Source organism: Serratia sp. DFXYC6 (assembly GCF_057196085.1).
This window is the reverse complement of the sequence record NZ_JBXUNV010000002.1, coordinates 374,574-398,012: the sequence shown is the minus strand read 5'-3', so window position 1 is coordinate 398,012 and position 23,439 is coordinate 374,574. Positions and strand designations below refer to the sequence as shown.

36 protein-coding genes are annotated in these 23,439 nt (G+C 53.1%); 29 read left to right on the top strand and 7 right to left on the bottom strand.

Features of this window, described 5'->3' with window-relative positions; translation table 11 throughout:
* Window positions 1-7 precede the first annotated feature (7 nt).
* The 3 genes from AC2CGQ_RS15285 to aac(6') form a co-directional block, all read right to left on the bottom strand.
* Window positions 8-757: an AraC family transcriptional regulator gene (locus AC2CGQ_RS15285; protein WP_202963931.1), complete on the bottom strand. Its 750-nt coding sequence runs from the start codon at window positions 755-757 to the stop codon at window positions 8-10.
* A 148-nt stretch (window positions 758-905) separates the two neighbouring features.
* Complete coding sequence (locus AC2CGQ_RS15280; RefSeq protein WP_033632033.1) at window positions 906-1,547, bottom strand: YbhB/YbcL family Raf kinase inhibitor-like protein; 642 nt, start codon at window positions 1,545-1,547, stop codon at window positions 906-908.
* 307 nt (window positions 1,548-1,854) lie between these two features.
* Window positions 1,855-2,295 carry an aminoglycoside 6'-N-acetyltransferase gene (gene aac(6') / locus AC2CGQ_RS15275; RefSeq protein WP_166445418.1) on the bottom strand — a complete coding sequence of 147 codons (441 nt, stop codon included), beginning with the start codon at window positions 2,293-2,295 and terminating at the stop codon, window positions 1,855-1,857.
* A 175-nt stretch (window positions 2,296-2,470) separates the two neighbouring features.
* Between aac(6') and AC2CGQ_RS15270 the strand changes: the two genes are divergently transcribed.
* Window positions 2,471-3,106 carry a hypothetical protein gene (locus AC2CGQ_RS15270; RefSeq protein WP_049278768.1) on the top strand — a complete coding sequence of 212 codons (636 nt, stop codon included), beginning with the start codon at window positions 2,471-2,473 and terminating at the stop codon, window positions 3,104-3,106.
* Window positions 3,107-3,371: 265 nt separating this feature from the next.
* A complete protein-coding gene (locus AC2CGQ_RS15265) occupies window positions 3,372-3,593 on the top strand; it encodes a hypothetical protein (protein WP_033651283.1) in 222 nt (73 codons plus the stop codon).
* A 244-nt stretch (window positions 3,594-3,837) separates the two neighbouring features.
* Here the strand turns inward: AC2CGQ_RS15265 and AC2CGQ_RS15260 are convergent, their stop codons facing one another.
* Entirely contained in the window at window positions 3,838-4,872 is a 1,035-nt protein-coding gene (locus AC2CGQ_RS15260; RefSeq protein ID WP_049279097.1) for a phage integrase, read from the bottom strand.
* A gap of 3 nt (window positions 4,873-4,875) precedes the next feature.
* Window positions 4,876-5,460 carry a phage repressor protein CI gene (locus AC2CGQ_RS15255; protein ID WP_048321973.1) on the bottom strand — a complete coding sequence of 195 codons (585 nt, stop codon included), beginning with the start codon at window positions 5,458-5,460 and terminating at the stop codon, window positions 4,876-4,878.
* A gap of 109 nt (window positions 5,461-5,569) precedes the next feature.
* Between AC2CGQ_RS15255 and AC2CGQ_RS15250 the strand changes: the two genes are divergently transcribed.
* The 16 genes from AC2CGQ_RS15250 (at window position 5,570) to AC2CGQ_RS15175 (ending at window position 14,801) form a co-directional block, all read left to right on the top strand.
* Window positions 5,570-5,791: a hypothetical protein gene (locus tag AC2CGQ_RS15250; RefSeq protein WP_048321972.1), complete on the top strand. Its 222-nt coding sequence runs from the start codon at window positions 5,570-5,572 to the stop codon at window positions 5,789-5,791.
* Between the two features lie 30 nt (window positions 5,792-5,821).
* Window positions 5,822-6,331, top strand: coding sequence for a phage regulatory CII family protein (locus tag AC2CGQ_RS15245; protein ID WP_049279096.1), 510 nt, complete (start codon window positions 5,822-5,824; stop codon window positions 6,329-6,331).
* 10 nt (window positions 6,332-6,341) lie between these two features.
* Window positions 6,342-6,521 (top strand): phage filamentation protein Fil family protein, encoded by a 180-nt coding sequence (locus tag AC2CGQ_RS15240; RefSeq protein WP_049279101.1) that lies wholly within the window; start codon window positions 6,342-6,344, stop codon window positions 6,519-6,521.
* Window positions 6,522-6,532: 11 nt separating this feature from the next.
* A complete protein-coding gene (locus AC2CGQ_RS15235; protein ID WP_043148063.1) occupies window positions 6,533-6,835 on the top strand; it encodes a hypothetical protein in 303 nt (100 codons plus the stop codon).
* Between the two features lie 63 nt (window positions 6,836-6,898).
* Window positions 6,899-7,141, top strand: coding sequence for a DUF2732 family protein (locus AC2CGQ_RS15230; RefSeq protein WP_122078013.1), 243 nt, complete (start codon window positions 6,899-6,901; stop codon window positions 7,139-7,141).
* Window positions 7,141-7,452, top strand: coding sequence for a DUF5405 family protein (locus AC2CGQ_RS15225; protein WP_484593743.1), 312 nt, complete (start codon window positions 7,141-7,143; stop codon window positions 7,450-7,452). Before AC2CGQ_RS15230 ends, AC2CGQ_RS15225 begins: the two co-directional genes overlap by 1 nt.
* A complete protein-coding gene (locus tag AC2CGQ_RS15220) occupies window positions 7,452-7,676 on the top strand; it encodes a TraR/DksA C4-type zinc finger protein (RefSeq protein WP_033639330.1) in 225 nt (74 codons plus the stop codon). Before AC2CGQ_RS15225 ends, AC2CGQ_RS15220 begins: the two co-directional genes overlap by 1 nt.
* A gap of 122 nt (window positions 7,677-7,798) precedes the next feature.
* Complete coding sequence (locus AC2CGQ_RS15215; protein ID WP_277317854.1) at window positions 7,799-8,080, top strand: DUF5405 family protein; 282 nt, start codon at window positions 7,799-7,801, stop codon at window positions 8,078-8,080.
* Window positions 8,070-9,077 (top strand): phosphoadenosine phosphosulfate reductase domain-containing protein, encoded by a 1,008-nt coding sequence (locus tag AC2CGQ_RS15210; RefSeq protein WP_143778478.1) that lies wholly within the window; start codon window positions 8,070-8,072, stop codon window positions 9,075-9,077. The genes AC2CGQ_RS15215 and AC2CGQ_RS15210 overlap by 11 nt, the downstream gene beginning before the upstream one ends.
* Window positions 9,074-11,290, top strand: a complete 2,217-nt coding sequence (locus AC2CGQ_RS15205) for a replication endonuclease (RefSeq protein ID WP_484593742.1) — start codon at window positions 9,074-9,076, stop codon at window positions 11,288-11,290. The genes AC2CGQ_RS15210 and AC2CGQ_RS15205 overlap by 4 nt, the downstream gene beginning before the upstream one ends.
* Before the next feature lie 80 nt (window positions 11,291-11,370).
* Complete coding sequence (locus AC2CGQ_RS15200) at window positions 11,371-11,553, top strand: hypothetical protein (protein WP_239662929.1); 183 nt, start codon at window positions 11,371-11,373, stop codon at window positions 11,551-11,553.
* Between the two features lie 434 nt (window positions 11,554-11,987).
* A complete protein-coding gene (locus tag AC2CGQ_RS15195) occupies window positions 11,988-12,452 on the top strand; it encodes a Panacea domain-containing protein (protein ID WP_065424648.1) in 465 nt (154 codons plus the stop codon).
* A gap of 44 nt (window positions 12,453-12,496) precedes the next feature.
* Window positions 12,497-13,069 (top strand): hypothetical protein, encoded by a 573-nt coding sequence (locus tag AC2CGQ_RS15190; RefSeq protein WP_239662928.1) that lies wholly within the window; start codon window positions 12,497-12,499, stop codon window positions 13,067-13,069.
* Window positions 13,070-13,448: 379 nt separating this feature from the next.
* Window positions 13,449-13,712 (top strand): type II toxin-antitoxin system HicA family toxin, encoded by a 264-nt coding sequence (locus AC2CGQ_RS15185; RefSeq protein ID WP_341466156.1) that lies wholly within the window; start codon window positions 13,449-13,451, stop codon window positions 13,710-13,712.
* Window positions 13,709-14,053, top strand: coding sequence for a type II toxin-antitoxin system HicB family antitoxin (locus tag AC2CGQ_RS15180; RefSeq protein WP_232093716.1), 345 nt, complete (start codon window positions 13,709-13,711; stop codon window positions 14,051-14,053). The genes AC2CGQ_RS15185 and AC2CGQ_RS15180 overlap by 4 nt, the downstream gene beginning before the upstream one ends.
* 58 nt (window positions 14,054-14,111) lie before the next feature.
* Window positions 14,112-14,801, top strand: a complete 690-nt coding sequence (locus AC2CGQ_RS15175) for a DUF4145 domain-containing protein (protein WP_075205131.1) — start codon at window positions 14,112-14,114, stop codon at window positions 14,799-14,801.
* Between the two features lie 31 nt (window positions 14,802-14,832).
* Here the strand turns inward: AC2CGQ_RS15175 and AC2CGQ_RS15170 are convergent, their stop codons facing one another.
* Together AC2CGQ_RS15170 and AC2CGQ_RS15165 are read right to left on the bottom strand one after the other, a co-directional pair.
* A complete protein-coding gene (locus AC2CGQ_RS15170) occupies window positions 14,833-15,867 on the bottom strand; it encodes a phage portal protein (RefSeq protein ID WP_049278470.1) in 1,035 nt (344 codons plus the stop codon).
* Window positions 15,867-17,639, bottom strand: coding sequence for a terminase ATPase subunit family protein (locus AC2CGQ_RS15165; protein WP_049278471.1), 1,773 nt, complete (start codon window positions 17,637-17,639; stop codon window positions 15,867-15,869). The genes AC2CGQ_RS15170 and AC2CGQ_RS15165 overlap by 1 nt, the downstream gene beginning before the upstream one ends.
* 142 nt (window positions 17,640-17,781) lie before the next feature.
* Here AC2CGQ_RS15165 and AC2CGQ_RS15160 point away from each other — a divergent pair, with 142 nt between their 5' ends.
* The 11 genes from AC2CGQ_RS15160 (at window position 17,782) to AC2CGQ_RS15110 (ending at window position 23,406) form a co-directional block, all read left to right on the top strand.
* The gene (locus AC2CGQ_RS15160; protein ID WP_049278472.1) at window positions 17,782-18,597 is read left to right on the top strand and encodes a GPO family capsid scaffolding protein; all 816 of its coding nucleotides are present in this window, start codon (window positions 17,782-17,784) and stop codon (window positions 18,595-18,597) included.
* Window positions 18,598-18,639: 42 nt separating this feature from the next.
* Window positions 18,640-19,818 (top strand): phage major capsid protein, P2 family, encoded by a 1,179-nt coding sequence (locus AC2CGQ_RS15155; protein ID WP_049278473.1) that lies wholly within the window; start codon window positions 18,640-18,642, stop codon window positions 19,816-19,818.
* Between the two features lie 2 nt (window positions 19,819-19,820).
* A complete protein-coding gene (locus tag AC2CGQ_RS15150) occupies window positions 19,821-20,480 on the top strand; it encodes a phage terminase small subunit (RefSeq protein ID WP_033649039.1) in 660 nt (219 codons plus the stop codon).
* A gap of 93 nt (window positions 20,481-20,573) precedes the next feature.
* Window positions 20,574-21,062 carry a head completion/stabilization protein gene (locus AC2CGQ_RS15145; protein ID WP_033639340.1) on the top strand — a complete coding sequence of 163 codons (489 nt, stop codon included), beginning with the start codon at window positions 20,574-20,576 and terminating at the stop codon, window positions 21,060-21,062.
* A complete protein-coding gene (locus AC2CGQ_RS15140) occupies window positions 21,062-21,265 on the top strand; it encodes a tail protein X (protein WP_015379118.1) in 204 nt (67 codons plus the stop codon). The genes AC2CGQ_RS15145 and AC2CGQ_RS15140 overlap by 1 nt, the downstream gene beginning before the upstream one ends.
* Window positions 21,266-21,267: 2 nt before the next feature.
* Window positions 21,268-21,477, top strand: a complete 210-nt coding sequence (locus AC2CGQ_RS15135) for an HP1 family phage holin (RefSeq protein ID WP_049278474.1) — start codon at window positions 21,268-21,270, stop codon at window positions 21,475-21,477.
* Window positions 21,461-21,973, top strand: coding sequence for a lysozyme (locus AC2CGQ_RS15130; RefSeq protein WP_049278475.1), 513 nt, complete (start codon window positions 21,461-21,463; stop codon window positions 21,971-21,973). Before AC2CGQ_RS15135 ends, AC2CGQ_RS15130 begins: the two co-directional genes overlap by 17 nt.
* Window positions 21,970-22,398, top strand: coding sequence for an Rz-like lysis system protein LysB (gene lysB / locus AC2CGQ_RS15125; RefSeq protein ID WP_049278476.1), 429 nt, complete (start codon window positions 21,970-21,972; stop codon window positions 22,396-22,398). Before AC2CGQ_RS15130 ends, lysB begins: the two co-directional genes overlap by 4 nt.
* Entirely contained in the window at window positions 22,292-22,522 is a 231-nt protein-coding gene (lysC, locus tag AC2CGQ_RS15120) for an Rz1-like lysis system protein LysC (RefSeq protein ID WP_230201375.1), read from the top strand. The genes lysB and lysC overlap by 107 nt, the downstream gene beginning before the upstream one ends.
* The gene (locus AC2CGQ_RS15115) at window positions 22,494-22,970 is read left to right on the top strand and encodes a phage tail protein (protein WP_049278477.1); all 477 of its coding nucleotides are present in this window, start codon (window positions 22,494-22,496) and stop codon (window positions 22,968-22,970) included. The genes lysC and AC2CGQ_RS15115 overlap by 29 nt, the downstream gene beginning before the upstream one ends.
* Entirely contained in the window at window positions 22,957-23,406 is a 450-nt protein-coding gene (locus AC2CGQ_RS15110; RefSeq protein ID WP_049278478.1) for a phage virion morphogenesis protein, read from the top strand. Before AC2CGQ_RS15115 ends, AC2CGQ_RS15110 begins: the two co-directional genes overlap by 14 nt.
* Window positions 23,407-23,439: the final 33 nt, after the last annotated feature.

Sequence of the window (23,439 nt, the reverse complement as noted above, 5' to 3'; positions counted from 1 at the left end):
CGGCGTTTTATCGGATGGCGGAAGGCGCGTAACCAAAACGCTTTTGAAAGCGTTCGCTAAAACGCGATCTGGATTTGTAACCGCAGGCCTCTGCAATGCGGGTCATATCCCATCGGGTGGTTTGAAGCAACATCATGGCGTGATGCATGCGGACGTCTATCAGCAAATCTTCGAAGCGTGTCTGTTCGGCGGCAAGGCGCCGCCGCAACGTTGCCGGGCTCATCGCTAATGTTTTTCCTGCTGTTTCTGCCGTCCAGTTTTGTTCCGGAGCCTCAAGAATCAAGGTGCGCAGGCGCTGTGATGGGCTATCCAACGGCAAATGCGTAAAAACATGCCCCCGTTCGGCCAGCGCGGTCAAAAAGTCCAGAAGGCGGTATTGCAGGCGAATATCGCTGATTTCCTGTTTTTCCACGCTTTCAATCACGTGATAAAACGTTGCCGACAGGTCTTCGTCCAGAGGCAGCGTTTTCCACGCGTCATTTTTAGGGGGGATAGGGGGGGAAGCCTGCCGGGTTCGGTGAAAGACATCCAGCAGTTCTGCCGACAGCGTCAGGAATATCGAGCGAAAAGGCCGATCGATGTCGCCCGGCGTTTTGACTAAATCTGCGCGGGTATTGGGGGGGACCAGGAGCAGTTCGCCGGGGGTCTCCAGAGACAAATGTTGTGAAGCCGATGTGATACCAAGTTGGCCCGTCGCGAGCAGCAAGACCGTCGCTTCATGGAAGACGAACTGCGGCGTGTGCAGCTGGCGTTTCAATGTCGGCTGGCACACTCCGCACAAGCGGTGCCTCGCTACCGGAGCCCCCGACGGAGAGTGCCAATGCAAAAGCTTCGCATCCGGCTTGCGTCTGGTTCGCACTGATCCGAAGGAACCGGTCCGGCTCATATTCGACTCCTTCATGCGATTATTTCGCCGTTGATGCTACGTTAGGGTTCAGGCTGTAAAGGCCTGTCAGTCTCGCTTGGGCTAACACTGGCGCTTCCGCCAGGGCGGCATTCACATTAGCCCCTGTCAAAGGCCCTTGTACATCCAAACCGGGGGTAGCAAGCGCATAAACCGTGAAAATATAATGATGAACTAACGTATCGTTCCACGGTGGGCATGGGCCATCGTAACCGTAGTATTCCCCCTTCATCTGCTCGTCGGCGGCAAACCAACCGGTATAGTCATTGGTGCCGTGGCGATAGGCCGAAGGGGCGTTTGGCCCGGCTTTGCCACGCGGCGTTACGCCGTCCGATTGAGAGCCCGCCGCAATTTCCACGGTACTGGCCGGAATATCCAGCAGCAGCCAGTGAAAGAAATCAACGCGCGGCAACGACGCGGGCACAACCCGACGCTCTTGATTCACATCATCACCACGGCTTGGCACGTCGGGATCATGGCAGACGATCACGAAAGACTGAGTGCCTGCAGGCACTTCACTCCAGGCCAGATGGGGGTTGCGATTTCTCGATAAAGCAACATGGTTGGCGGCATCGGGAATAGCGAAGGCGAACTCACCGGGAATGAACTCTCCTTCTTTAAAGCTTTGGCTGGTCAGTTTCATAAAAGCTTATCTCCTGTTCTATTGAGCGGTTGAGCGGTATCTGCGGGTATGTGATGTCCCCATTATAAGTTTTTCAAAATGAGTTAAGGCGACAAATCCAATCAAAATAGAACCAATTACGCTCATTATGATTGTATTTGATTGATTTGTGTCGATGAACGGCCGTATTTGGCTGCTGTTTCGGTGCTAGCGCGATGGCGAACACTCTGGATGAGGGGGTAAGGCCAATATTGGCGAGGGCGAACTGGAGAAGAGGCTGCTGCGCGCCGAGCAGCTGGCGCATCAGCGGCAAAACAAGGCCGCCTGATCAGCCCAGCGTTTTGCGGTAAAACACCACCCGTTCCGTTTCGGCAAAGCCCAGCGCCGCATGCAGGCGCTGGGAGTCCAGATTGGCGATATCGGTATCCGACGCCAGCTCGCTGCAGCCTTGCTGCTTGGCCCATTCCTGCACCTGTGCGATCAATCGCGCGGCCCAGCCCTGGCGGCGGGCGCGTTCGACGGTGTAAATCCCTTCCAAAAACGCCACCGGCGACGATTCGCAGCCGTTGACGTAATCGTAGCGCAGCGCGACCTCGGCAAAGCCAACGAAAGCGCCGTCCAGCCCCCGCGCCATAAACGCGGTGTGGTGCGGCGAAGCCAATATTTCGCGCATCTCCGCGCGGTGCTCTTCCAACGGACAGGTGGGCCACAGCGTCGAGCGCAGCGCCAGCCAGGCGTCGAGGTTGTCGTGGTCGCAGTTGACGATCATGCGGGGTCCTTTTGAGTCGGAATAAATCGGGCATGCTGAAAGAGAAGTGTGGCACGGCGGCGGGAAACAAAAAAGCCATTATGCCGAGGGGCGCCCTTCATTAGGATGAAAGGGGTGTTGATATTTTAAGCGAAGTTAGTATAGGGTACGGCCAGGGCGCTGATAAGGGATTGTTATGGATGCGAAAGCCGTAGCTCAAGGAATTCTTGAGGGAATAGAGTCTTTACCAAGGGGCATTGCCTATAGTGCTCGTAGGACATGGCAGGGAGCAGGGCTCGGCGGTCGAGGGCTTAAGCGCCGCAATGAAATCGAAACGGAACGGTTCATCAAGGTCGTTCGTGCCGGCTATGGTATCGAAGCCCCGCTACGTGAGCTGATAGCGGTGATTATCCGTGACTGCTATCAGCGGATGGATCTGCAAACACAAACCGTGCTAAGCCAAAAATTAAACCATGTAGAGGGTTATCTTACAGGACGTATGGGGACGCAGTTCATTCTGGTTCAGCAAATCACACACCATATTTTGAAAAAGGTTATCGGCAGCACACTTTTCAAATGGGTATTCAAAGGTGTCACCATTGCTGGGCTAAACATCATTCTTTTACAAGGAATTATTGAACAGGCCGCCGTTTCTTCGCGTCGTTTGCGGGAACAATATCCCTCAACGTACCATAAGCTCACGCCACGAAATTTGGACATGATCTACTTTCTGGCGGAGGAGTATCTTGAACCCTTTGTTGCCTATACCAGCAAATCGAAAATGTTCTGTGAAGGTGTGAATCATGAGCTATCTAAAGTCTTGGGGCAGTAAGCTCGGTAAAGGATTGTCGCACCTTGTGGAAGCGATTTTGGGCGGGATATTTTCTGTCGCTGCGTTTGGCTCACTGTTCTGGTTCGACGAATGGTGGCAACGAATTCTGAGCGCGGCAATATTCCTGTTACTGGTGTTTGTCACTATTGCTTTGTGTAGCCTTGTGAGAGGCGACCGATAGCGGATAGATCAATCAAAAGCCAGCGGTTGGATTTTAACTAATGGTTAAGTGATGATGACTTCCTATCGTTAAGTAATAAAATCAATGAACTGGCTAAAATCCTTTCTTGTGAAGTTCGTTAAATTTGTTGGCCGACAAACTGCTGACTTGGCTGAGTCCATAGTCATTGGCCTGTTCTCTATAGCGGCATTTGTTGCCTTGTTCTGGTTTGATGAGTGGTGGAAATCTATCGCTGCGGCTGTCGCGATCTTCTTTGCCGGCTTTCTGGTTAGCCTGGCTATAGGCTGGTTAAGAGGGGAAAGATAGCTGAGAATGCAGGCATTACCGCCGCCATTTTGCCGCCACTGTGAGCACGGAATAAAAAAGCCACTTCGAGGAAAGTGGCTTTTTTATATGATTTTAAAGCTAAAATTTGGTGGCCCCTGTTGGGTTTGAACCAACGACCAAGCGATTATGAGAACCATTCTAGCCAACCGAAAAACAATAACTTATTTAAATAACAATGAGTTAAAAAATAAATATAGGGCAATATAGGGCAATAAACCTAACTTCATGCGACACTTTTGCGACATTTTGTAAGAGGGTTCAGCCTTACGGCATCTTCAAAGTGATCGGGGGCAAAATGGGCGTATCGCATTGTCATTTTTATGTCTGTATGACCGAGTATTCTTTGCAAAACGAGAATGTTTCCACCGTTCATCATGAAATGGCTCGCAAAGGTATGCCGCAAAACATGGGTCATTTGACCGTCTGGCAATACAATGCCAGCCCGTTCAATCGCTGAGCGAAAAGCGTAATAGCAAGGGGTAAACAGAGGGCCATTTCGTTTAGGTAGTTCGTCAGCAAGCACAGGGTCAATCGGTATTGTGCGATTTTTCTTTCCTTTGGTTTTAACAAAGGTGATTTTACTTCCCGATACCTGGGAGCTTTTCAAGCTTTCAGCCTCACTCCATCTCGCTCCTGTCACTAAACAGAGCTTGGCAACCATTTCCAGATCCTTAGCTGAGCTTTTGCGACATTCATGCAGAAGCAAGCCGATCTGCTCATCTGTAAGATAGGCCATCTCGCTCTCGTCAACGCGAAATTGGCGGACGTTTTCAAGTGGATTTGGTTGTATCCATTCACCTAATCTTCGAAGTTCGTTAAACACTGCGAGAAAATACGCAAGTTCAAGGTTTAAGGTGCGGGGGGACACTTTTGCTATTCGTTTTGTTCGAGCAAAATGGCCGCCTAAGCGTTTAGCTCGATAGGCTGTAAAAAGTTGCGCATTAAATTCTGTGGCAAGAGGGAAGCCCATACACTCGGCAGCCCACAGCATAGCACTTCTACGCTTTTCACCATCATTCAAGGTGATGCCATGGCGGCTAAACCACAGCTCGATCAATTCGGTCAGACGACGTTTTTCTTTTCCTTCCCCGAGCCAAGGGGCTGATTCAATTTGCTCGAGTGTGTAATTTTCAAACGCAAGTGCTTCGCCCTTAGTGGCGAACTTTTTACGAACCCGCTTACCCTCATTACCGTTACTGCGATCAACGGTGTAGAAGTCTGCTATCCAACGACCGTCGGGCAATTTCCTTACTGGCATTGTTTATTCCACCGTCAGCACAATACGTCCAAGTACAGTGATGTCATCAATATCGCAGTCAAAAGCTGCCCCATGACCACTAACACGCACTTTTTTAACAGGTATGCGAGTTAGTGTGCGTATGCCTACTTTTCCCTCTATTTCTACTAGCCATAAACCGTCGTGAACCTCGTCGTATTGCTCATCAACGATGTGCTGAGTGCTGCCGCTGATTAAGCATATAGGGGAGGTAGGGAGATTGTTTGGATCAAGGAATATCCCTTTGTCGAATAGAACGCTATCAGTGTCATGGAGTTGGCCGTTAATTAGTTTTTTTCTAATTAGATTTAGTGTGTCCGGTTTGACATCCCGAAGGCTAACCCCTTGCCCTGTTACCAACCATTCAATGCTGGTTCCTGTTTCCAACGCGCATTGCAAGACAATATCTGCTGGAAAAACATCACGTTTATACCGAGCTGACAGGCTGCTGGCGGCAATGCCTAAGTGTTCAGCAAGCTGCATTTTCATGCTGAAACCATAGGCGGCCACGACTCTATCAAGAGTTTCTGAAGTTGATTTAGGGAAAGTGAAGTTTAGGTGTTTGCTCATATCTGAAGTTGACACTTAGATTTTATCTAAGTAATCTCCGTGTTGTTTTGAATTAGACTCATATTGCCGGATATTGCCGTATCTGGCGCTAATCAAGGAAGTTTGCCTTATGCGACCTAACATTACAATTGTCATCCCTGAACCCTACCTCCCGCTAGATGAGTATTGCCGCCGTACCCGAACTAACAAAGAAACAGCTAAGAATTTGATTGAATACGGAAAATTGCCTATCAAGCCAAAGGGCAAGCAGAAGAAGGGGCTCATTGAAGTGAACATGGCAGCCCTGACAGTGCAGGCCCTGAGTGAATGTAGCGTTTCTCTTCAGGCTTAATCTATTTTATCGATTAGAGTAGATCTAAACATGTTTGATTACGCTGTTTCTAAACATCCGCACTTCGATGAAGCCTGCCGACAGTTTCCAGCTCGCCACAATGTGACGGCGCTTGCTAAACAGCTCGGCATGAACGCCCAGACGCTGCGCAACAAATTGAGTCCGGGCCAGCCGCATCAGCTCACTTGTGCTGAACTGCTGGCGATCACTGACGCTACAGAGGATTCCAGCCTGATTGATGCCTTGCTGGCACAAATCAACTGCATGCCGTCCGTGCCTGTCAATGAGGCTTGCGCCGGGAATATTCCAACGTATGCACTGCAGGCTACGGCCGCAGTTGGCAGCGTCGCCGCCGCCGCCGTGCAGGGCGACCACAAAACGCCGGTACGCAAAAGCGCACTGCTTGAAAGCGTCAACACGGCGATCCGCCATTTGTCGCTGATCGGCTTGACCGTTCAGAACCGCATCCAATCCACCCCGGCTCTGGCCTCCACCGTTGACGTGATCAGCGGATTGAGCGCTGTTGCTGGTTTAAGCTGAGGTGATCACCGTGGTTATTTCTATCGCTCCACTGCTGAAACAACAAAGCCCATCGCGGCATTTTGAACACGGTTTCATTGAACTGCCGGGCGGCAAGCGCTGGCGCCCACGTCACGATCAGGCGGCCTTACTGCGTGGCCTGTCAACGGTTAAGCCAGTTTCACCGCTGCGCCGTTTTTTCTGCCGTTAATTGGGGCTGTCATGTTGTTGGCTACTGAAACACAAAAAGCGATCGGCATTAAGCGCATTTCACAGATTAAGCGTGAGCTGTTCCCACATAAGCAGAATCAGGCGCAAGAGGCTTTTGATAAGTCGCCGGAACATATCCGCAGAACTGTTTGTTTTCATGCCGGGCTGAAAGAACGGCATATAAAAATGAAGTTTGCAGAAATGAGTTATTCAGAGCGTAAACAAATCGTGTGGGCGCTGAATGACCTGATTGATTTATCAAAAACCTTACCGCGATTTATCAGTGATGATGATTGCGAATTAAACGTTAATTAACCGCATTGCGTAATTCTGGCGTTAACCCGCCGGGCATCGCTTTGTCTGAAATAAGGGTTAAATATGTCGAATGTGATTTTTATGGGGTTAGACCCAGCAAAGGAAGGTAGCGATATTTCACAGGTGGCTGTGTTGCTTGATAACGCCCGCCTTGATGAGCGTAAGAACCAAGCCGATCTCGCCGCTGCTCGTTTGGTACGTTTGGCTGCACATATCTCTAAGAACGGCTTAACGGCTGCCGAGGCTGTAGAGCTGCTCCGCCAAGAGGCCGAGTCGATAGAGAATCAAGCGCAGGAGCTGCACTAATGGCTAACGTCGTTGAAGTTAATGGCACTTTCGCCATTATTAAAGTTGAAGCGCGAGACTCTAGCGCGGAAGCTTTAATTTTGGCTGACGTAAAAACCGATAAGGAAACTAAAAAGAAATATTATCCAACAAGAGCGGTTTACTCTAATGAGTTAAAGCTAATTTCTGACCTCATTAATTTATCAGTTAATCGAGGTGTTTTTCTTCAGTCGATTAACAGCATTAGCGATGTCATTAAAGAATCGCACCGTGTCGCGGAATTAGGGCGACAGGCTCTAATTCAACTGAATAAAAAATCGGAGTTGCACTAATGGCCGACTTGATGGACTACGAACAGGAGCGGCAAGCGCTGGTATTAGAGGCGCAGATTACCAATGCTCGCAAATCCTCCGCGCTGCCTTCTGCCTTTGTTTGCGAAGAATGTGATGCTCCGATTCCTGCCGCGCGTCGCGCTGCCGTTCCCGGCGTTGATACCTGCGTAAGCTGTCAGCAGATCCGTGAGACGCAAAGTCACCTATACGCGGGGAAGGCATGACGGAGTTCTCTATTTTGTTCGGCCTGCTGGCGTTGCTGGCAGGTCATTTTATTGCGGCTGATTTGAGCGATTCAGAATTTGCACGCAGACCAGAAAACCAAAATTACGATTAAGGAAATAACATGGAAATTAAAATCGGCAATGAGTTTGTAATCACCAGCGATAACCTGCAATTCATTCTTAATACGGTGAAGGTTGGTAAAACAGGAAAAAGTGAAGGCCAAGAGCGTTACGAGGCTATCGGCTATTACCCTACGATTAACCAGCTTGTTAACGGCCTTATTCACCACAGCGTCCGCAATTCCAGTGTTAATAGCATTGCATCACTGGGCGCGGAAATAGGTCGTATTGGTAACCTGTGCCAAGAGGCTTTTGCGGTGTGTGAGGCTCGCAATGCAAATTGATAAGCGCTGCTTAGAAGAGGGCACTATTAATCTGGTGTCTGTTTCTGGTGGTAAAGATAGCCTTGCTCAATGGTTATTAGCTCGTGAGGCTGGCGCTGAAGTTTTGGTGGTATTCGCTGATACTGGTCACGAACACCCGCAAACTATGGAATATCTGGATTATCTCGAAAGCAAGTTAGGGCCGATTTGCCGTGTTAAGGCCGATTTCTCTGATCGCATAAAGGGCAAGAGAGAATTCATAGCTAAGCGTTGGCCTGTGACGCTGGTAACTGAGTGCGGATACACTGAGGCGCAAGCCGCCACAATTATCGAACGAGCGCTAAAAACACTTCACCCAACCGGTATTCCATTTCTTGACCTCTGCATGTGGAAAGGGCGTTTCCCTTCCACTAAAGCTCGCTTTTGCACTTTCGAGTTAAAGCATAACCCTATACGTGATCAGATTGTCGTTCCACTACTGGACGAATACGACGAAGTTATTAGTTGGCAAGGTGTTCGTGCAGAAGAATCTTCGGCGCGTGCTGCATTACCTGTTTGGGAAGCCGATGCGGACAATACCCGTGGCCTGAGCATTTACCGTCCGATTCTTGAATGGAAACATGCTGATGTTTTTGCAATGGCGAAACGGCATGGCATCAAACCAAACCCATTGTACGAACAAGGGTGTAGTCGGGTTGGGTGTATGCCGTGTATTCACGCTTGTAAATCTGAGCTGGCCGAGATATTCAGCCGCTGGCCAGAGGAAATTGCCCGTGTAGCGGAATGGGAAAAACTGGTGGCCGCATGTTCGCGCCGTGGCAATTCAATGTTCTTTCCATCGACGCAAGATCCTGCAAAGGCAGAACGCCGGATTGCATGCATTACAGTGGAGTCTCATGGAATTGAAACCTACCGCGATTGGGCCATGACTACACGCGGTGGCCGCCAGTTTGACCTTGTCGCCGCGATGAATGATCGCACAGCTTGCAGCAGTATTTACGCCGGTGTATGCGAATGAACCAAACACTAACCGCCTACGCTTACCCATGGAACGAACCGCGCCCGGCAGTTGCCGGGCCGGTGAGACCGCTTACCCGTGACGAACACGCTCAGGGGCAAGCTGTTTTAACCAATATCCGCCGCCTGCCGCGCTTCCTTAGCGCCATGTTCCTGACACGTTACACCAACTTGCTCAAGAGCAAAGGGCTGCACGATGCCAACAAATGGCTGGTGTTCCAGTTCGATCGCCGCATCTGGCCCCGCCTGCAAACGGTGAGCGCCAAAAATGCAATGAACCTCGCCGCGTCAATGCGGTTTTCTGCTGAGGTTGATAATTACGCTTCACTGCCCGGCATGGATGACAAAGAGTTACGCCGCCTCGCCGATCGGGTGGCCGGTCAACTTCTGCAGAATTATGAAGATTACTGCGATGAGTTTGTGGCGGAGAACGGCGGCGACAATGCCGGGCTTTTCGAAGATGCCACCCAATCAGAATTTTATGGCCGTATTGCCGGTATGGCGCGCGCCTTCAACATCACCCCGATGCACTGGCGCAAATACCGCAAGGGCAAACTGGATGCCCGGTCAGCGATTGCCAGCATGTCACGGTTGGTTAATTCCGAGTGGTGGGAACGCCAACTGAAGGCCCAGCGCACGCGCTGGCGCGAGGCGTTGCTGATCGCCCTGGGTAATGTGAACCGCGAGGCGTCGTCGTATGCCAGTAAGCAGGCTATTCGGGATGTGAAAGCGCGCCGCCAGTCCAATTTTGATTATCTGAACAGCCGCGAGCTTGAGAACGTCGAAACCGGCGAACGCTTCAGCCTCATCGACAAGGTGATGGCAAGTATCTCTAACCCAGAAATTCGTCGTATGGAGTTAATGGCGATGATCGCCGGTGTTGAGCAGGCCGCCGCTATCCGTGGCGATAAAGGGATGTTTATCACCATCACCACCCCATCCAAATATCACCCGACGCGCGCCGTCGGCAAGAACAGCCCGAAGGTGCATTTTAACCACAAGTGGGACGATGAAGCCTACACGCCAAAAGACGGCCAGCGCTATCTTGTGAAGCTGTTTAGCAAGATCCGCACAGCGTTTAAAGATGCGGGCCTGCAGGTCTACGGCGTACGCGTTGTCGAACCGCACCATGATGCGACGCCGCACTGGCATATGATGCTGTTTACCTCCAAAAAACAGCGCCAGCAGGTGATCGACATCATGCGCCGTTATGCCATGGCTGAAGATGGGGACGAGCGCGGCGCCGCCAAAAACCGGTTTGACTGCAAGCACCTGAACAAAGGCGGTGCGGCGGGCTATATCGCCAAATACATTGCAAAAAACATCGACGGTTACGCGCTGGACGGCGAACGCGATCATGAAACCGGCGAGCTGTTGACTGATACGGCGGCCGCCGTCACCGCGTGGGCATCAACATGGCGTATCCCTCAATTCCACTTTATCGGCCTGCCGTCGCGCGGCGCATGGCGTGAGTGCCGCAAGATCCGCTCTGTCAGTCTGGCCGATGAGTTTGACGAAACCGTTGAGGCGGTGCGCGCTGCTGCTGATGCCGGTGACTTTGCAGCTTACATTCTGGCACAGGGGGGCCCTAACGTTGCCCGTGACGATCAGACTGTGCGTGTAGCCCGCCGGGTTGCCGACGAGCGCAACGCCTATGACGAAGAAGTGCAGAAAATTGCGGGGATTTTTGCCCCGCACATCGGCGCCGATCACGTTTATGAAACCCGCACCACGCAATGGCGCATCGTCGCTAAAGCCGTTGCCGTTGAGCCTTTGACTTTGAAAAGCGCCTCTGGCGCGCCTCGGAGTCCTGTCAATAACTGTGGGTTGGTCGGCAGCGGTGGCGCCGACAATACGCAGGATGGCGAGCCTGTAGAGGCTGTGGTGGTGATGGAACACCATCCAGACACCCCAATTGACTGGGATGACATGACCGTTGCACGGTCTGTTATGGCGCGTTTATGGACAGATACCCCGCAGATAAACAGGCAACAGAGAAGCATTGACCCATATAGCAGGCCGGAGCCAGCTCCTTCAGCAAGATTAACCACTGATGAGCGCGATCGCGTTCCCAGAATTTACTCAGAGCTGGCACTACACGGCATCGAGCCAACACGCTCGGAACTAGAAGCACTGGCACGCGGCGCTAAAGTCAAATTTGGTGATATTTCAATGCACTATCCAGCGGTTAGCGATTGGGCGGGCTTCCAATAATTTCTTGCGCAATTAAATCTGATAGGCATATACTGTATATGTATACAGTAATTAAGCATCGGAGGGAAAGGGTGCAAGCAGTGGATGAAGTGGTTGTTTTAGAAAGAATTGAACTCATCGCCCGTCTGGGGGTTTGTTATGAGAGCCAAACGAAAGACAAAGACATTGCACTGATATGGATTTCAGAACTGGCGGGGGAGATGAAAATTAACATGGTCCCAGAGAAAGCAGCGGTGATCCAAAAGCTCGTAACTATTTCATAATCCATTGGTGACGTATGCGACCAGACTCGAGGCTAGCTGAGGGTTGGGGATGCTAAAGCTCACTGAGCAAGTTCGCCAGATTAAGATGGTCGATTTCATCTATTTAGTGAATTGGCTCGAGATAGGCACGATGCTTGATGGATTGGGTTTTTTGTATTATTTAACAACAGCTTAGATGTTGATTCTAAGTTAAAACCCTGTTTATCATGCCTTGCGCACAATGTTGGTTATGAAAATATTTTAAATAAAATCAATGTATTAACTATGATTTTGCTTTTCTTTAAACAGGTGACTATAATCTTTGCGCCTCTTTAAGAGGAACCTATTGCCGTAGCCCCCTGTCTAAGGTATAAGAGGTAATAACGTGAAATTATAATCTTTGATAAAGATTATACTTTTCAACAGGATGGCGATTTTAATATGGAGGGTGCAAAATGTACAATCCAATGCAAGTAGTAAACCAATTCATTGAGTTTGCGAAGCAAGACAACGGCAGCCACCTTACTCACATGCAGCTACAGAAGTTACTATACATAGCGCATGGCGTTAGTTTGGCTTGTAACGATCAACCTTTGCTGAGCGAACCCGTGTGTGCGTGGAAATATGGCCCAGTGATTCCCGTTGTTTACGATAATCTTAAGGTTTTTCGCTCGGGTGCAGTTGATGGTTCGTTCAATGTGAATGACCGTCCCTTGGATCCTAATTCTAAGGCACTGGTTAAGTCGATTTATGATACCTATGGTAAGCTCTCTGGGATTCAGTTGTCAGAGTTTACTCATCGTCCTAACACGCCTTGGTCTAAGACATGGGCAGCTAACGAAAAAATCATCAGTAATGAGTTGATTAAGGACTATTATAAAAGACTTATGCAAAGAGACGTATCTTGCCAAGGCTTGTAATAATTGATTAAAATCGACCCCGCATACTAGCGGGGTCGATTTTAATGGCTGATGATAAAAAAAACGAAAACACGTTAAAACACACCTTATTGACGACTATAGCCTTCTTGAATGGCTACCCCATTCCTGGCCATGCGTCAGCTCCCTCTCCAGCTCCCTCCCCGGCTCCCCCTGAGCTTGACCGAAGTGCGCCTCCTTCTGCAGAAGAGGAAGCCGAGGCTTTTGCTTCTCCTAGCCAAGAGAATATTGATGAAATTCAAGATCTAGATAATGCAACTGTTAGGTGGCAACTGGATCGACAACAGATTCAAAACAATAAACTCACAGAAGAAGTTGAATCACTTAAAGCTGAAAATCGTAACAACAATGCCATTGCTCGTGGTAGAAGTATCGACAATAGGCTTAGGTTACAAATGGCTACCTCTACCTTTCACTTTATGCAGTATTGGTGCGCCTTTGTTGCTTTAATGGTCTTTATATATGTTGCAAAAAGCGACGGGAAACCAGAGAAAGAAGTTATCATAGCTCTGATGGGTACAAGCACCATTAGTATCATAGGTCTAGTAGGTTTTGTTGTCAGCGGTTTGTTCAAGAACTCCAAAAAAGACGATAAATAAAATAAATTTATTGTGCGGCGTATTATGCATGCATAGTGCGCATGAATTTGCATGATGATCCGGTGTGTTTTTTCCCCACGCGGCGCCAGTGCTGGCGCGGATCGCGCCGGATCATGCAACTGCATTAAAAGCGACACATGAAGCGGGCAGGCGAGGCGGGGATAGCATTGCGCGCAAGCCGTGTTGAACCCCTCCCAAAAGAGTCGCCAGTGCCCCGTCATGGCGATTTATCGCAATACTTGCATGAAAAATAGGATTTGATGTCGTGGCGCCATGATGGCGCTCTAAGACGCTTACAGCGCACTGTATAATATCGCTAATTAATGACACCAAAAAATGACACCATAACATTCTTGCAATGGTGTCATAAAATGATACTATGCACCCCATGAACAAACGACACCAAAAAACGCTGTCAGATGTGTTTGCCCGGCCTGTCAACGGTTCTATAAAGTGGTCTGATATTGAGGCGCTTTTTACCGCATTAGGGGCGGAGATTCACGAAAGGGAAGGTTCTAGGATCGCGGTGCTGTTGAAAGGTGAAAAAAGAGTCTTTCACCGGCCACACCCCAGACCTACCACTGACAAGGGGGCGGTTAACTCCATTCGGATCTGGTTGGATAGCTTAGGAATAAAACCATGATGAATAACACACTGAAAATTGACGGCCATACGGCCGTCATCAACTTCGACCCTGAAATTGAAATGTTCCGGGGCGAGTTTGTCGGGCTGAACGGCGGCGCCGACTTCTACGCCTACAGCGTGGACGAGCTGAAAAAAGAAGGCGCGATTTCTCTCGCGGTCTTTCTCGATGAGTGCCAAAAAGACGGCATCGAGCCTTATAAGTCGTACAGCGGCAAAGTAACCACCCGCCTGTCGCCGGAGCGCCATCAAGCGTTAGCCATTACTGCGCAGGCTACAGGGCAATCGATTAATGAGCTGCTGAATGAAGGTGTTGATTTAGTCATTGAGAAACATTCATAATTATTAAGCAGAGCAAGGCTCTGCTTTATTCTATTAACACTAATAGGTTGATTATAATATGTCTCAGTTGGTTCACGATTGTCCCCGCTGTGGTGCCGAGCATATTACCTTTAACGTTAAAGGTGAGTTGCTCATAGGATTTCGTTTCGGTTGGCAAGAAAATTTTGAAGTTTATTGTGAGTGTTTACACTGTCATACAGGCACAATTTTTCATGTGGCCAAGACAGAGTCTAGGTTTAATGGTGATGAATTTTACCCTGAAAGAATTCATGGGGTTATTAATGACTTTTACAGGGTTATGGGACATATTACATCTAAAGATTTTGACGCTGATGAACCGCCTGAGCATCTTCCTGAAAACATAGAGAAAGCTTATGTTGAAGGGGCGAAGTGCATGACTATAGGATGTTATAATGCTGCCGCCACAATGTTTAGGCTGTGTCTTGATTTCGCGACAAAATCATTAGTCCCTGATAATGATAAGGGAGGGCCGGCGGCTAAGGTTAAAAGAAGTTTGGGTTTAAGGATGGAGTGGTTGTTTGATAATGGAGTATTACCTGATGCATTCCGAGAGTTAGCGGATTGTATTAAGGATGATGGTAATGATGGTGCTCATGAAGGAATATTAGATGAGGCATCAGCAATTGATTTGCAAGAGTTTACAGAAACTCTTTTAGAGCGGCTTTATACGGAGCCAGAAAAAATAAAGCTGGCTAAAGCACGGCGAGCACAAAGACATGCTAAATAATTTAAGGCCGCCAATCTCGGCGGCTTTTTGCTTATTCGGTCGGCAGCTCATAAGGCGCGAATCTAATCACCTCTTCCCCGATCCAGTCGTTCACCTCTTTCATGCGCTCCTGCAGCGGCGTTAGCTCGTTGCGGACAAACACTTGAGCGGCCTTTTTCACATCCCCGAAGCCGCCGGTATTGTTCGGGATAATCCCCATCATCTGCGGCGGTACGCGGTGCGCGCTTAGCAGATCGTCGCGGCTGGCATTCTTGATGTTGAAAAAGTCGTCCTTGGTGGCGACCTCGGATAGCGGCAAGATCTTAATGCCGTCCGGCTTACCATTCGGTGCGTACATGAACAGATTGCGGAAGTTCCCCAAGCCCTTGGTGTCGCGCATGGCTTGGCGCATTCTGTCAACGTCGCTTGTACTCTGCGCCGCGTCGGTCATATACAGGATGTAACCGGCGTGCGCCCCGTTCTGGTAATACTTACGGCGGAATAGCGTCGCTGCCTCGTTCAGCCAGGCGGAGTTAAGCGCGCTGAGGTACTCCGGCAGGCCGTACAATTCCTGATTGATGTCCGGCTCAATCAAGTGGAAAACGCTGTCGGTCTTGAAACTGTGCGCCTCTTTCCAGTCTTGCACGAACCAGTAAGTGCCGCGATCCACACCGCGCCGCGTGTACTTGGCCGGGGATGATTTCAGCTGCAGCGGTGCGCCGAGCCGGTTTTGGCGCTCTTCTAAATAGGCGTTGCCGAACACCAGATAATCCAGCGCATAGCGGCTAAACTCCTGCTGGCTTAACAGCCGATGCGGGATAAACGTTGACGCCAAAATGTTGCGCTTAACGTACATCGGCGAGCTATGATGCACGGCGGCGCGCACACTGCGTGCCAGCCCATCGAAGCTGATCGGCGGCTCGTACCATTTGCCATTGGTCGTGCACTCGATGTAATCCAGAATTTCCCGCTTATCCAGCACAGCAGACGGCTCGCCAAAGGTGAACGCCTCAAAATCCTGCTTCTGCTCTGTTGCCGGGGCTGGCGCCGGGATGGTAAATGCCTTGCGGCCTTTGCGCTTGCTCATCAGTAAAACTCCAAAATGTTCGGGCTGCTGTGGCCGCTGCCTGCGGTCAGCGGTTCGTTTAAGAGGGCGTGCATGATTGACCATGCAACATCGGCGTGGCTGGCCTCTTCGCTGCGGCTGGCGGTGTAGGTGGAACGCGCGCCGCTGGCGGTCATGGTTTTGCGGATCGCCATAAAGGCGGCGGTGATGTCGGTGTGGCTGGTGTCGTATTCCAGACAGCCGCGCGCGATGGTGTCTTTTGCCTTCAGCACCATGGCGGTTTTGATTTCCGGGGTGTATTTGATTTCCCGCGCGGCCGGGAAGAACTCGCGCACCAGTTGGAAAACACCTTGGCCGACGGTGGTCGCATCAATGCCGATGTACTCCACGCAGTATTTTTCGGTCAGGTCTTTAATCTTCTGGGCCTGAGCGGCAAAGTTCATGCCCTGCCACTGGTGGCGCTCGAGCACGCGGAACTTGCCCCCGGCCACCATTGGCGGCGCGATCACCGCGCACCCGGCGCTGTCGCCGCCGTTGGCTTCCGATGGGTCGTAACCGATCCACACCGGACGATAGCCGAACGGCCGCACGGCGTAAGGGTTGAAGTCTTCCCACTCTTCCAGCGTATCGACCATGCAGCCTTGCAGCTCGGCGAACGGGAATACCGACGCGGTATCATCCACAAATTCGCACATCAGCAAGTTCTGATACTCTGCCGGGCTGTATTCGAGCGACAGCTGATCGAGGTCAAACAGGTTACAGCCGCCGGTCAGCGCATCCTCAACCGTGACAATCTGGCGCCATTGCCCATCGCCGCACAGCACGCCTTTTGACAGGTGGCTGTGGCTGAGGTCGAGCTGAACGTGATCGGCTTTGCTGCGGCGGCCTTTGTTGAACAGTTCCCCCGACCAGAACGGATAAGCGGAGTGCGCCAGACTCGACGGAGTGGAAAAGTAGGTGGTGCGCCACCGCTTGTGCAGCGACATCCCGCTGGCGACTTTGCGCAGCTCCTGAAACTTCGGTATCCAGAAATACTCATCAAGATACAGATTGCCGGTGTAGCTCTGCGCAGTGCGCACGTTGGTGCCGAGGAACATCAGGCGGGCGCCGTTCGGCAGCACCATCGGATCGCCTTTCAGGTCAACCTCGACCAGCCGCGCAAAATCAATGATGTAATTGCGGAATACATGTGCCTGCGCCTTACTGGCTGACAGGAAAATCTGATTGCGGCCGGTGGTCAGCGCGTCGAGCAACGCTTCGCGGGCAAAGAAGAACGTGGCGCCGATCTGGCGCGATTTCAGGATGTTACGGATACGGTGTTGCAGCCCGGCGCGATACCATCCCATCTGATACTCGAAGGTGGTTTCCGTGAAGATGCTTTGCAGTTTCTCCACGGCGGCCTCGCTGAACACGTTGCGCTCGGCGGGCTTGCGCTCGCCTTTGTTGCGGTTGGCGACGTTCGGGTTTAAGTCCGCCTCGTTGCCGGTCGCCGAATAGCGATTGACCCGCGCCAGTCGTTCAATCTGGCGGCCTAACAGGTCGATTTCCTTGAAGTCTTTCCCCTCCTTGACGTCTTTCATGATGAGCTGAATCAACCGCGCTTCCATGCTTTGTTCCACGCGGGAAATGGGCGCGATGTCGTCCCATTTATCGCGAAGTTTCCAGCTCTGCACGGTCGGCCCCTTGAGGTTCAGCGTTTCCGCAATTTGGCGCACCGAGAAGCCCTGCCAGTAGAGCAAGGCAGCTTGGCGGCGCGGATCGCTGATGATGGTTGTTGCCGGTGTCGTATTCATGCCGCCAAGGCTACGAAAGCGCCGGGCGACTCGCATTAAGCCCTTGTTGTGCCTCGGATCTTCCAACCGCAACGCGTTGAGACGCGGCGCCATTCCCCCGAAACTAGCCCCGAACCCAATCACCACAACCGGAGCCGTTTACATGGCAAAGAAAGTTACTAAGTTTTTCCGCATCGGCGTTGAAGGCGACACCGTTGATGGCCGCGAGATCGGCGCTGCGGATATTCAGCAGATGGCCGCGACCTACAGCCCGAAGGTGTACGGCGCCCGCATCAACATGGAGCACATCAAGGGGATTTTGCCGGATGGCTATTTTCGTCGTTACGGCGGCGTGGTTGAGCTGAAGGCCGAAAAAATCGACGAGCCGGACGAACCGCTGTTGCACGGCAAGTGGGCGCTGTATGCCAGTCTGGCCCCGACCGCCGATCTGGTGTCGATGGTCGGCGCGGGCCAAAAGGTTTTCACCTCGATGGAGATCCGCCGCGATTTCGCCAAAACCGGCAAGTCGTATCTGGTCGGGCTGGCCGTCACCGATGATCCGGCCAGCCTCGGCACTGACATGCTGGAGTTCAGCCGCCGCAACGAGAACGTCGAGTTCTCCGCGCCGCTGGAGGTCCATTTCGATTTTGAGCCGGTCGCTGACCCGGAAGCCTCATTCTCTGCCCGCATCAAAGCGATGTTTAGCCGCAAGCAGACTACCGACGATGTGCGCTTTGGCGAGATGGAAGGCGCCGTGATGACCGTGGCCGAGCAGTTGCAGGACGCGGACACCCGCTTTACCGAGAAATTCGCTGCACTGAGCGAGCAGGTTGCCGACCTCAAGCAACAGGTAAAAACCGGCAGCGATGCGTTCAGCGCGCTGCAAGCCCAGCTTTCCGCCTCGGAAGATTTCAGCCAGCAGGCCCGCCCGGAGGCTACCGGCGGCAACAGCGCGCAAGACGTGCTGACCGACTGCTAAGGCAGTCACACTCGATAAAACCGAACAAAAATAGGAAGAAAAATGCGCAAGCAAACTCGTTTTAAATTTAATGCTTTTTTGTCTCGCCTCGCCGAACTGAATGGCGTAGCAACCGGCGATCTGGATAAAAAATTCAGCGTTGAGCCGTCCGTCACGCAAACCATCATGACCCGCGTACAGGATTCCTCAACGTTCCTGACCCGCATCAATATCGTGCCGGTTAAGGAAATGAAGGGAGAGAAAGTCGGTTTAGGTGTGAGCGGCTCCATCGCCAGCACCACCGACACCGCCGGCGGCGATGAACGCGAAACGGCCGACTTTGCCTCGCTGGATGCAGAAGGCTATTTCTGCCAGCAGGTGAATTACGATTTCCACATCCGCTACAACACCCTCGACCTGTGGGCCCGTTATCAGGATTTCCAGACCCGTTTACGCGATGCAATTGTTGAACGTCAGGCGCTTGACCGCATCATGATCGGTTTTAACGGTACGCATCGTGCGAAAACCTCCAATCGCGTCAAATTCCCGCTGTTGCAAGACATCGGGCCGGGTTGGTTACAGAAGTACCGCGAGAATGCGCCGGGCCGCGTGATGAATAAAGTCGTGGGGGCGGATGGCAGCGTGGTGTCTGAAAAAGTCCGCGTGGGCGCCGGTGGCGATTACGCCAACCTCGACGCACTGGTGATGGATGCCACCAACACCCTGATCGCGCCATGGTATCAGGAAGACCCTGAACTGGTGGTGATCTGCGGTCGCCAGCTGCTGGCCGACAAGTATTTTCCGCTGGTCAATCAGGAACAGCCCAACACCGAAGCGATGGCCGCCGATCTGATTATCAGCCAGAAGCGCATCGGCAACCTGCCTGCTGTGCGTGTGCCGTACTTCCCGGCGGATGCGCTGCTGATTACGCGCATGGATAACCTGTCGATCTACTGGCAGGAGGACACGCACCGCCGCCATATGGTGGAAAATTCGAAGCGTGACCGCATCGAAAACTATGAATCCATCAATGAGGATTATGTGGTGGAGGATTACGCCTGCGGCTGTCTGGTGGAGAACATTAAGCTGTTACCGACGGAACCAAAAAAAGATGAAATCGCCGAGCTGGCCGAGGCCATTGTTAAGGCGGTCAAAGTTGCCGCTGCGCCAGCGGAACCAGCAGCCGAAGCTAAAGCCCCGGAGGAGGCACCGGCAGACGACAAAGCGAAAGGCGGTAAATAACCATGACCAGCCCTGCCCGCCGTCACCTTATGCGCCAGTCAGCGGTCGAGGCCGCGCAGCGGGAGAATGACCCGCTGCGCCACGCCAACGGCTATGAACGGATGATGCTTAAACTCAATGAAGATAAGCGAAAGCTCAAACAGGTGCGCTCACAAGAGCGTAAAGCCGAACTCAAGCGCCAACTGCTGCCGGACTATGCCCCCTGGGTTGCCGGTGTGCTGGCCGAAGGTCGCGGCGCGCAGGACGCCATTCTGATGACGGTCATGATCTGGCGTCTGGATGCCGGGGATATTCCCGGCGCGCTGGACATCGCCCGCTATGCGCTGCGCTACCAGTTGGCGCCGCCGGGCAATTTCGCGCGCTCCACGCCATACCTCATCGCAGAAGACGTCGCCGAGTCTGCCACCCGCGCCTTTGAAGCCGGGGAGCCGGTCAACATTGACCACCTCACGCAGACGATGGAACTCACCGACGCAGAAGACATGCCCGACCAAGTGCGCGCCAAGCTGCACAAAATCACCGGGTACGTCTTGCGCGCGGCGGGCAGGGCTGAACTGGCATTGAACCACCTTAAGCGTGCGCTGCAGTTGCATAACGGCTGCGGCGTGAAAAAAGACATTGAACGGCTGGAGCGGGCAATACGCACCGCCGCCAGCCGCTGACAGAACGCGCCCCGCGCCGGGCGGCACGACGGCCGCGACAGGTTTCACCTCGTCAACGCCGTCGTCCACCGCCCCCTAACTTTCTGAGGTCATATGAGCACCGTTGTGATCCAACGGCCACGCCCGGACGCGCCAGCACCGCGCCCGGAGGATGAGCCGATCGTTAAAAACGTCTTTTTCTGGCCGGACATTGACCCGGCGGACGTGCGCGACGTGATGCGCATTGAAGGCACCATCACCGCCCCGCGCCTGCGGTTGGCAATTAAAAGCGCGATCGCGGAGGTGAACGCCGAGCTGTTCACTTTCCGCCGCGACCAGATGGCCGACGGCTATCAGCGGCTTGAAGATGTGCCGGGCGAACAGCTCGACGGCGAAAGCGTGCGGGTGAGCGAATACCGCAATGCCGTTAGCGCGATGACCATGGCGACGCTCTCGGAGCAATACCGCAGTTTCGACACCACCGCCACCGGCGGCCGCAAAGCTGATGTGGTCGAAGCCTCGATCGGCGAGCTGTGGCGCAACGCCCGCAACGCGATCAGTAACGTGGCCGAGCGTAGCCACTGCATCATCGGGCTGCTCTGATGAGAGTCTACGCCCTGCAGGGCGACACCGTTGACGCGATTTGTTGGCGCTACTACGGGCGCACGCAGGGCGTGGTTGAGCAGGTCTATTCGCTAAATGAAGGGCTGGCCGCTGCTGGGGCAATATTGCCCCACGGCCACCCGGTCGAGCTGCCGGACGTGACCGCCGCGCCGCAGCGTGAAACCGTCAACTTATGGGATTAGCAATGGAGAAAATTACGTCGTGGGTGGCCTATACCGTAGCGGCCTTTCTCGCTTGGATTGGCCGATACAGTCCTCAGGATATCGCTTTTATGGTTGGCGCCGCCGTTGGCGTCGGCACGTTTCTCGTTAACTGGTACTACCGCCGCAAAAGCTACCAGCTGTTGAACAAATTGGGCGTCAGCAAGAGGGTTTACGATGAACTCAATCGCTAAACGCTGCAGTGTGGCCGCCGTGCTGGCGCTGGCGGTGCTGCTGCCACAATTCAGCGCGCTGCAGATCTCTGAGGCTGGGTTGCGCCTGCTGGCCGATTTCGAGGGCTGTCGTTTATCGCCGTACCAGTGTCAGGCGGGCGTCTGGACAAGCGGCATTGGCCACACGGCCGGGGTAAAGCCCGGCAAGGTTATCAGCGAGCGCCAAGCCGCCGTTAACCTCATCGCCGACGTGTATCGCGTGGAGCGTGGCATCGGGCGCTGTATGCCTGTCACGATGCCGCCGCCGGTATATGACGCGGTGGTGTCCTTTGCCTTTAACGTCGGCGTCACGGCCGCTTGCGGCTCCACGCTGGCCGGTTTCATCAAGCGGCAGGACTGGCGCAGCGCCTGCCAACAGTTGCCGCGCTGGGTGTTCGTCAACGGCGTCAAGTCGCCGGGGCTGGAACGGCGCCGGGCGGCGGAGCTGGCCCACTGCCTGAGCGGGGCCACGCCATGAGCCGCGCGATCGGGTGGTTTCTGGTGCTGGCGCTGGTCGTCGCCGGTTGGATGAAATGGCAGGTTGTCACGTTGGGTGAGCGGCTGGAAAGCGCCCGGCAAGAAAATGGCCGGATAGCGGCGGCGCTGGCGGATACCCGCTCGGCGATCGACACGCTGCAGGCGGCGGCCGGTCGGCTGGCGCAGGAAGAGGAAAAGTTAAGGGGCGATCTCACCGCCGCGCACCGGCTGGCACTGACGCGCGAGCAGAAAATACAGAGGCTACTCAATGAAAATCAGCAATTACGCGATTGGTTTAACACTGCTTTGCCTGCTGACGTTGCCCGGCTGCACCAGCGCCCCGGCTTCACCGGCGCCGCGGATTATCTACGTTGGCTGTCCGAAAGTGAGTCCGTGCCAAATCCCGGCCAGCCGCCCGGCGACTAACGGCGATCTGAGCGCCGATATTCGCCAGCTTGAAAACGCCTTGGCGGCCTGCGCGGTGCAGGTCGAAACGATAAAACACTGTCAGGAACAACACGATGTTAAAACCGCAACAGCTCCGCGCTGAGCTGACACGCTGCCTGCCGTGGCTACAGCGCAACCCTGAAAACCTGCAAGTTCGGGTAGAGCGCGGCAATGTGGCCGCCACGCTTGCCGTCTCGCTGTCCCATGAGTACCGCTATACGCTGAACCTGCTGTTTTTGGACTATACCGGCGATCTGGATTTAATCATGGTGCCGGTTCAGGCATGGCTACGGGAAAACCAGCCGGACATCATGGCAACGGAGGAAAAGCGCCGCACCGGGATCACCTTTGCGAGCGACTTTAACAACAACGGCTCTTACGATTTCAGCGTGTCGCTGCAGCTGACCGAACGTGTTTTGGTGAAAGAGCAAGGCGATGGCGCGTTGCATGTTGAGCACCTGCCGGAGCCGCCGTTACCGGAGGACGTGACGCGGCCGATGCAGATCTTTGTTCACGGCGAATTAGTGAGTGAATGGCATGAGCGAGCTTAACCCCTTTGACACCCGGCTGGCCGGGCTGATTGCCAAGCTGTCGCCGCAGTCGCGTAAGTCGCTGGCCGTTGCCGTGTCAAAGCGACTGCGCGCCGGTCAACAGCAACACATCAAACGCCAGCAGGCGCCGGACGGTACACCTTACGCGCCGCGCAAAATGCGGCTTCGCAGCAAAAAGCGCCTGCGCGATCGGGCGATGTTCTCCAAGCTGCGCACGGCCCGCTATCTGAAAGCCCAGGGCAACAGCGATGCGGCCGTGGTTGAGTTTGTCGGGCGGGTTCAGCGCATGGTCAATGTGCACCATTACGGCCTGCGGGATCGGCCGACGCCGCACAGCGAGGCAGTAAAATATGAGGCCCGTCCGTTGCTAGGTTTTTCTAAAAATATAGTGGAGGATATTGAAAATGAGGTCGTTTATTTTTTATTCGGTGAATAGTGTGGGCTTAATTATGGTTAGCCAGTGGCGAAG

Coding starts and splice junctions, on each gene's coding strand:
- AC2CGQ_RS15175 (WP_075205131.1), top strand. CDS start 14,112: ATGTCTCAGTTGGTTCACGATTGTCCCCGCTGTGGTGCCGAGCATATT.
- AC2CGQ_RS15220 (WP_033639330.1), top strand. CDS start 7,452: ATGGCCGACTTGATGGACTACGAACAGGAGCGGCAAGCGCTGGTATTA.
- AC2CGQ_RS15150 (WP_033649039.1), top strand. CDS start 19,821: ATGACCAGCCCTGCCCGCCGTCACCTTATGCGCCAGTCAGCGGTCGAG.
- AC2CGQ_RS15135 (WP_049278474.1), top strand. CDS start 21,268: ATGGAGAAAATTACGTCGTGGGTGGCCTATACCGTAGCGGCCTTTCTC.
- lysB (WP_049278476.1), top strand. CDS start 21,970: ATGAGCCGCGCGATCGGGTGGTTTCTGGTGCTGGCGCTGGTCGTCGCC.
- AC2CGQ_RS15180 (WP_232093716.1), top strand. CDS start 13,709: ATGATGAATAACACACTGAAAATTGACGGCCATACGGCCGTCATCAAC.
- AC2CGQ_RS15270 (WP_049278768.1), top strand. CDS start 2,471: ATGGATGCGAAAGCCGTAGCTCAAGGAATTCTTGAGGGAATAGAGTCT.
- AC2CGQ_RS15195 (WP_065424648.1), top strand. CDS start 11,988: ATGTACAATCCAATGCAAGTAGTAAACCAATTCATTGAGTTTGCGAAG.
- AC2CGQ_RS15115 (WP_049278477.1), top strand. CDS start 22,494: ATGTTAAAACCGCAACAGCTCCGCGCTGAGCTGACACGCTGCCTGCCG.
- AC2CGQ_RS15190 (WP_239662928.1), top strand. CDS start 12,497: ATGGCTGATGATAAAAAAAACGAAAACACGTTAAAACACACCTTATTG.
- AC2CGQ_RS15260 (WP_049279097.1), bottom strand. CDS start 4,872: ATGCCAGTAAGGAAATTGCCCGACGGTCGTTGGATAGCAGACTTCTAC.
- AC2CGQ_RS15160 (WP_049278472.1), top strand. CDS start 17,782: ATGGCAAAGAAAGTTACTAAGTTTTTCCGCATCGGCGTTGAAGGCGAC.
- AC2CGQ_RS15205 (WP_484593742.1), top strand. CDS start 9,074: ATGAACCAAACACTAACCGCCTACGCTTACCCATGGAACGAACCGCGC.
- AC2CGQ_RS15255 (WP_048321973.1), bottom strand. CDS start 5,460: ATGAGCAAACACCTAAACTTCACTTTCCCTAAATCAACTTCAGAAACT.
- AC2CGQ_RS15280 (WP_033632033.1), bottom strand. CDS start 1,547: ATGAAACTGACCAGCCAAAGCTTTAAAGAAGGAGAGTTCATTCCCGGT.
- AC2CGQ_RS15155 (WP_049278473.1), top strand. CDS start 18,640: ATGCGCAAGCAAACTCGTTTTAAATTTAATGCTTTTTTGTCTCGCCTC.
- AC2CGQ_RS15145 (WP_033639340.1), top strand. CDS start 20,574: ATGAGCACCGTTGTGATCCAACGGCCACGCCCGGACGCGCCAGCACCG.
- AC2CGQ_RS15210 (WP_143778478.1), top strand. CDS start 8,070: ATGCAAATTGATAAGCGCTGCTTAGAAGAGGGCACTATTAATCTGGTG.
- AC2CGQ_RS15265 (WP_033651283.1), top strand. CDS start 3,372: ATGAACTGGCTAAAATCCTTTCTTGTGAAGTTCGTTAAATTTGTTGGC.
- AC2CGQ_RS15130 (WP_049278475.1), top strand. CDS start 21,461: ATGAACTCAATCGCTAAACGCTGCAGTGTGGCCGCCGTGCTGGCGCTG.
- AC2CGQ_RS15225 (WP_484593743.1), top strand. CDS start 7,141: ATGGCTAACGTCGTTGAAGTTAATGGCACTTTCGCCATTATTAAAGTT.
- AC2CGQ_RS15165 (WP_049278471.1), bottom strand. CDS start 17,639: ATGAATACGACACCGGCAACAACCATCATCAGCGATCCGCGCCGCCAA.
- AC2CGQ_RS15170 (WP_049278470.1), bottom strand. CDS start 15,867: ATGAGCAAGCGCAAAGGCCGCAAGGCATTTACCATCCCGGCGCCAGCC.
- AC2CGQ_RS15215 (WP_277317854.1), top strand. CDS start 7,799: ATGGAAATTAAAATCGGCAATGAGTTTGTAATCACCAGCGATAACCTG.
- AC2CGQ_RS15185 (WP_341466156.1), top strand. CDS start 13,449: ATGCACCCCATGAACAAACGACACCAAAAAACGCTGTCAGATGTGTTT.
- AC2CGQ_RS15250 (WP_048321972.1), top strand. CDS start 5,570: ATGCGACCTAACATTACAATTGTCATCCCTGAACCCTACCTCCCGCTA.
- AC2CGQ_RS15245 (WP_049279096.1), top strand. CDS start 5,822: ATGTTTGATTACGCTGTTTCTAAACATCCGCACTTCGATGAAGCCTGC.
- AC2CGQ_RS15230 (WP_122078013.1), top strand. CDS start 6,899: ATGTCGAATGTGATTTTTATGGGGTTAGACCCAGCAAAGGAAGGTAGC.
- AC2CGQ_RS15235 (WP_043148063.1), top strand. CDS start 6,533: ATGTTGTTGGCTACTGAAACACAAAAAGCGATCGGCATTAAGCGCATT.
- AC2CGQ_RS15110 (WP_049278478.1), top strand. CDS start 22,957: ATGAGCGAGCTTAACCCCTTTGACACCCGGCTGGCCGGGCTGATTGCC.
- AC2CGQ_RS15140 (WP_015379118.1), top strand. CDS start 21,062: ATGAGAGTCTACGCCCTGCAGGGCGACACCGTTGACGCGATTTGTTGG.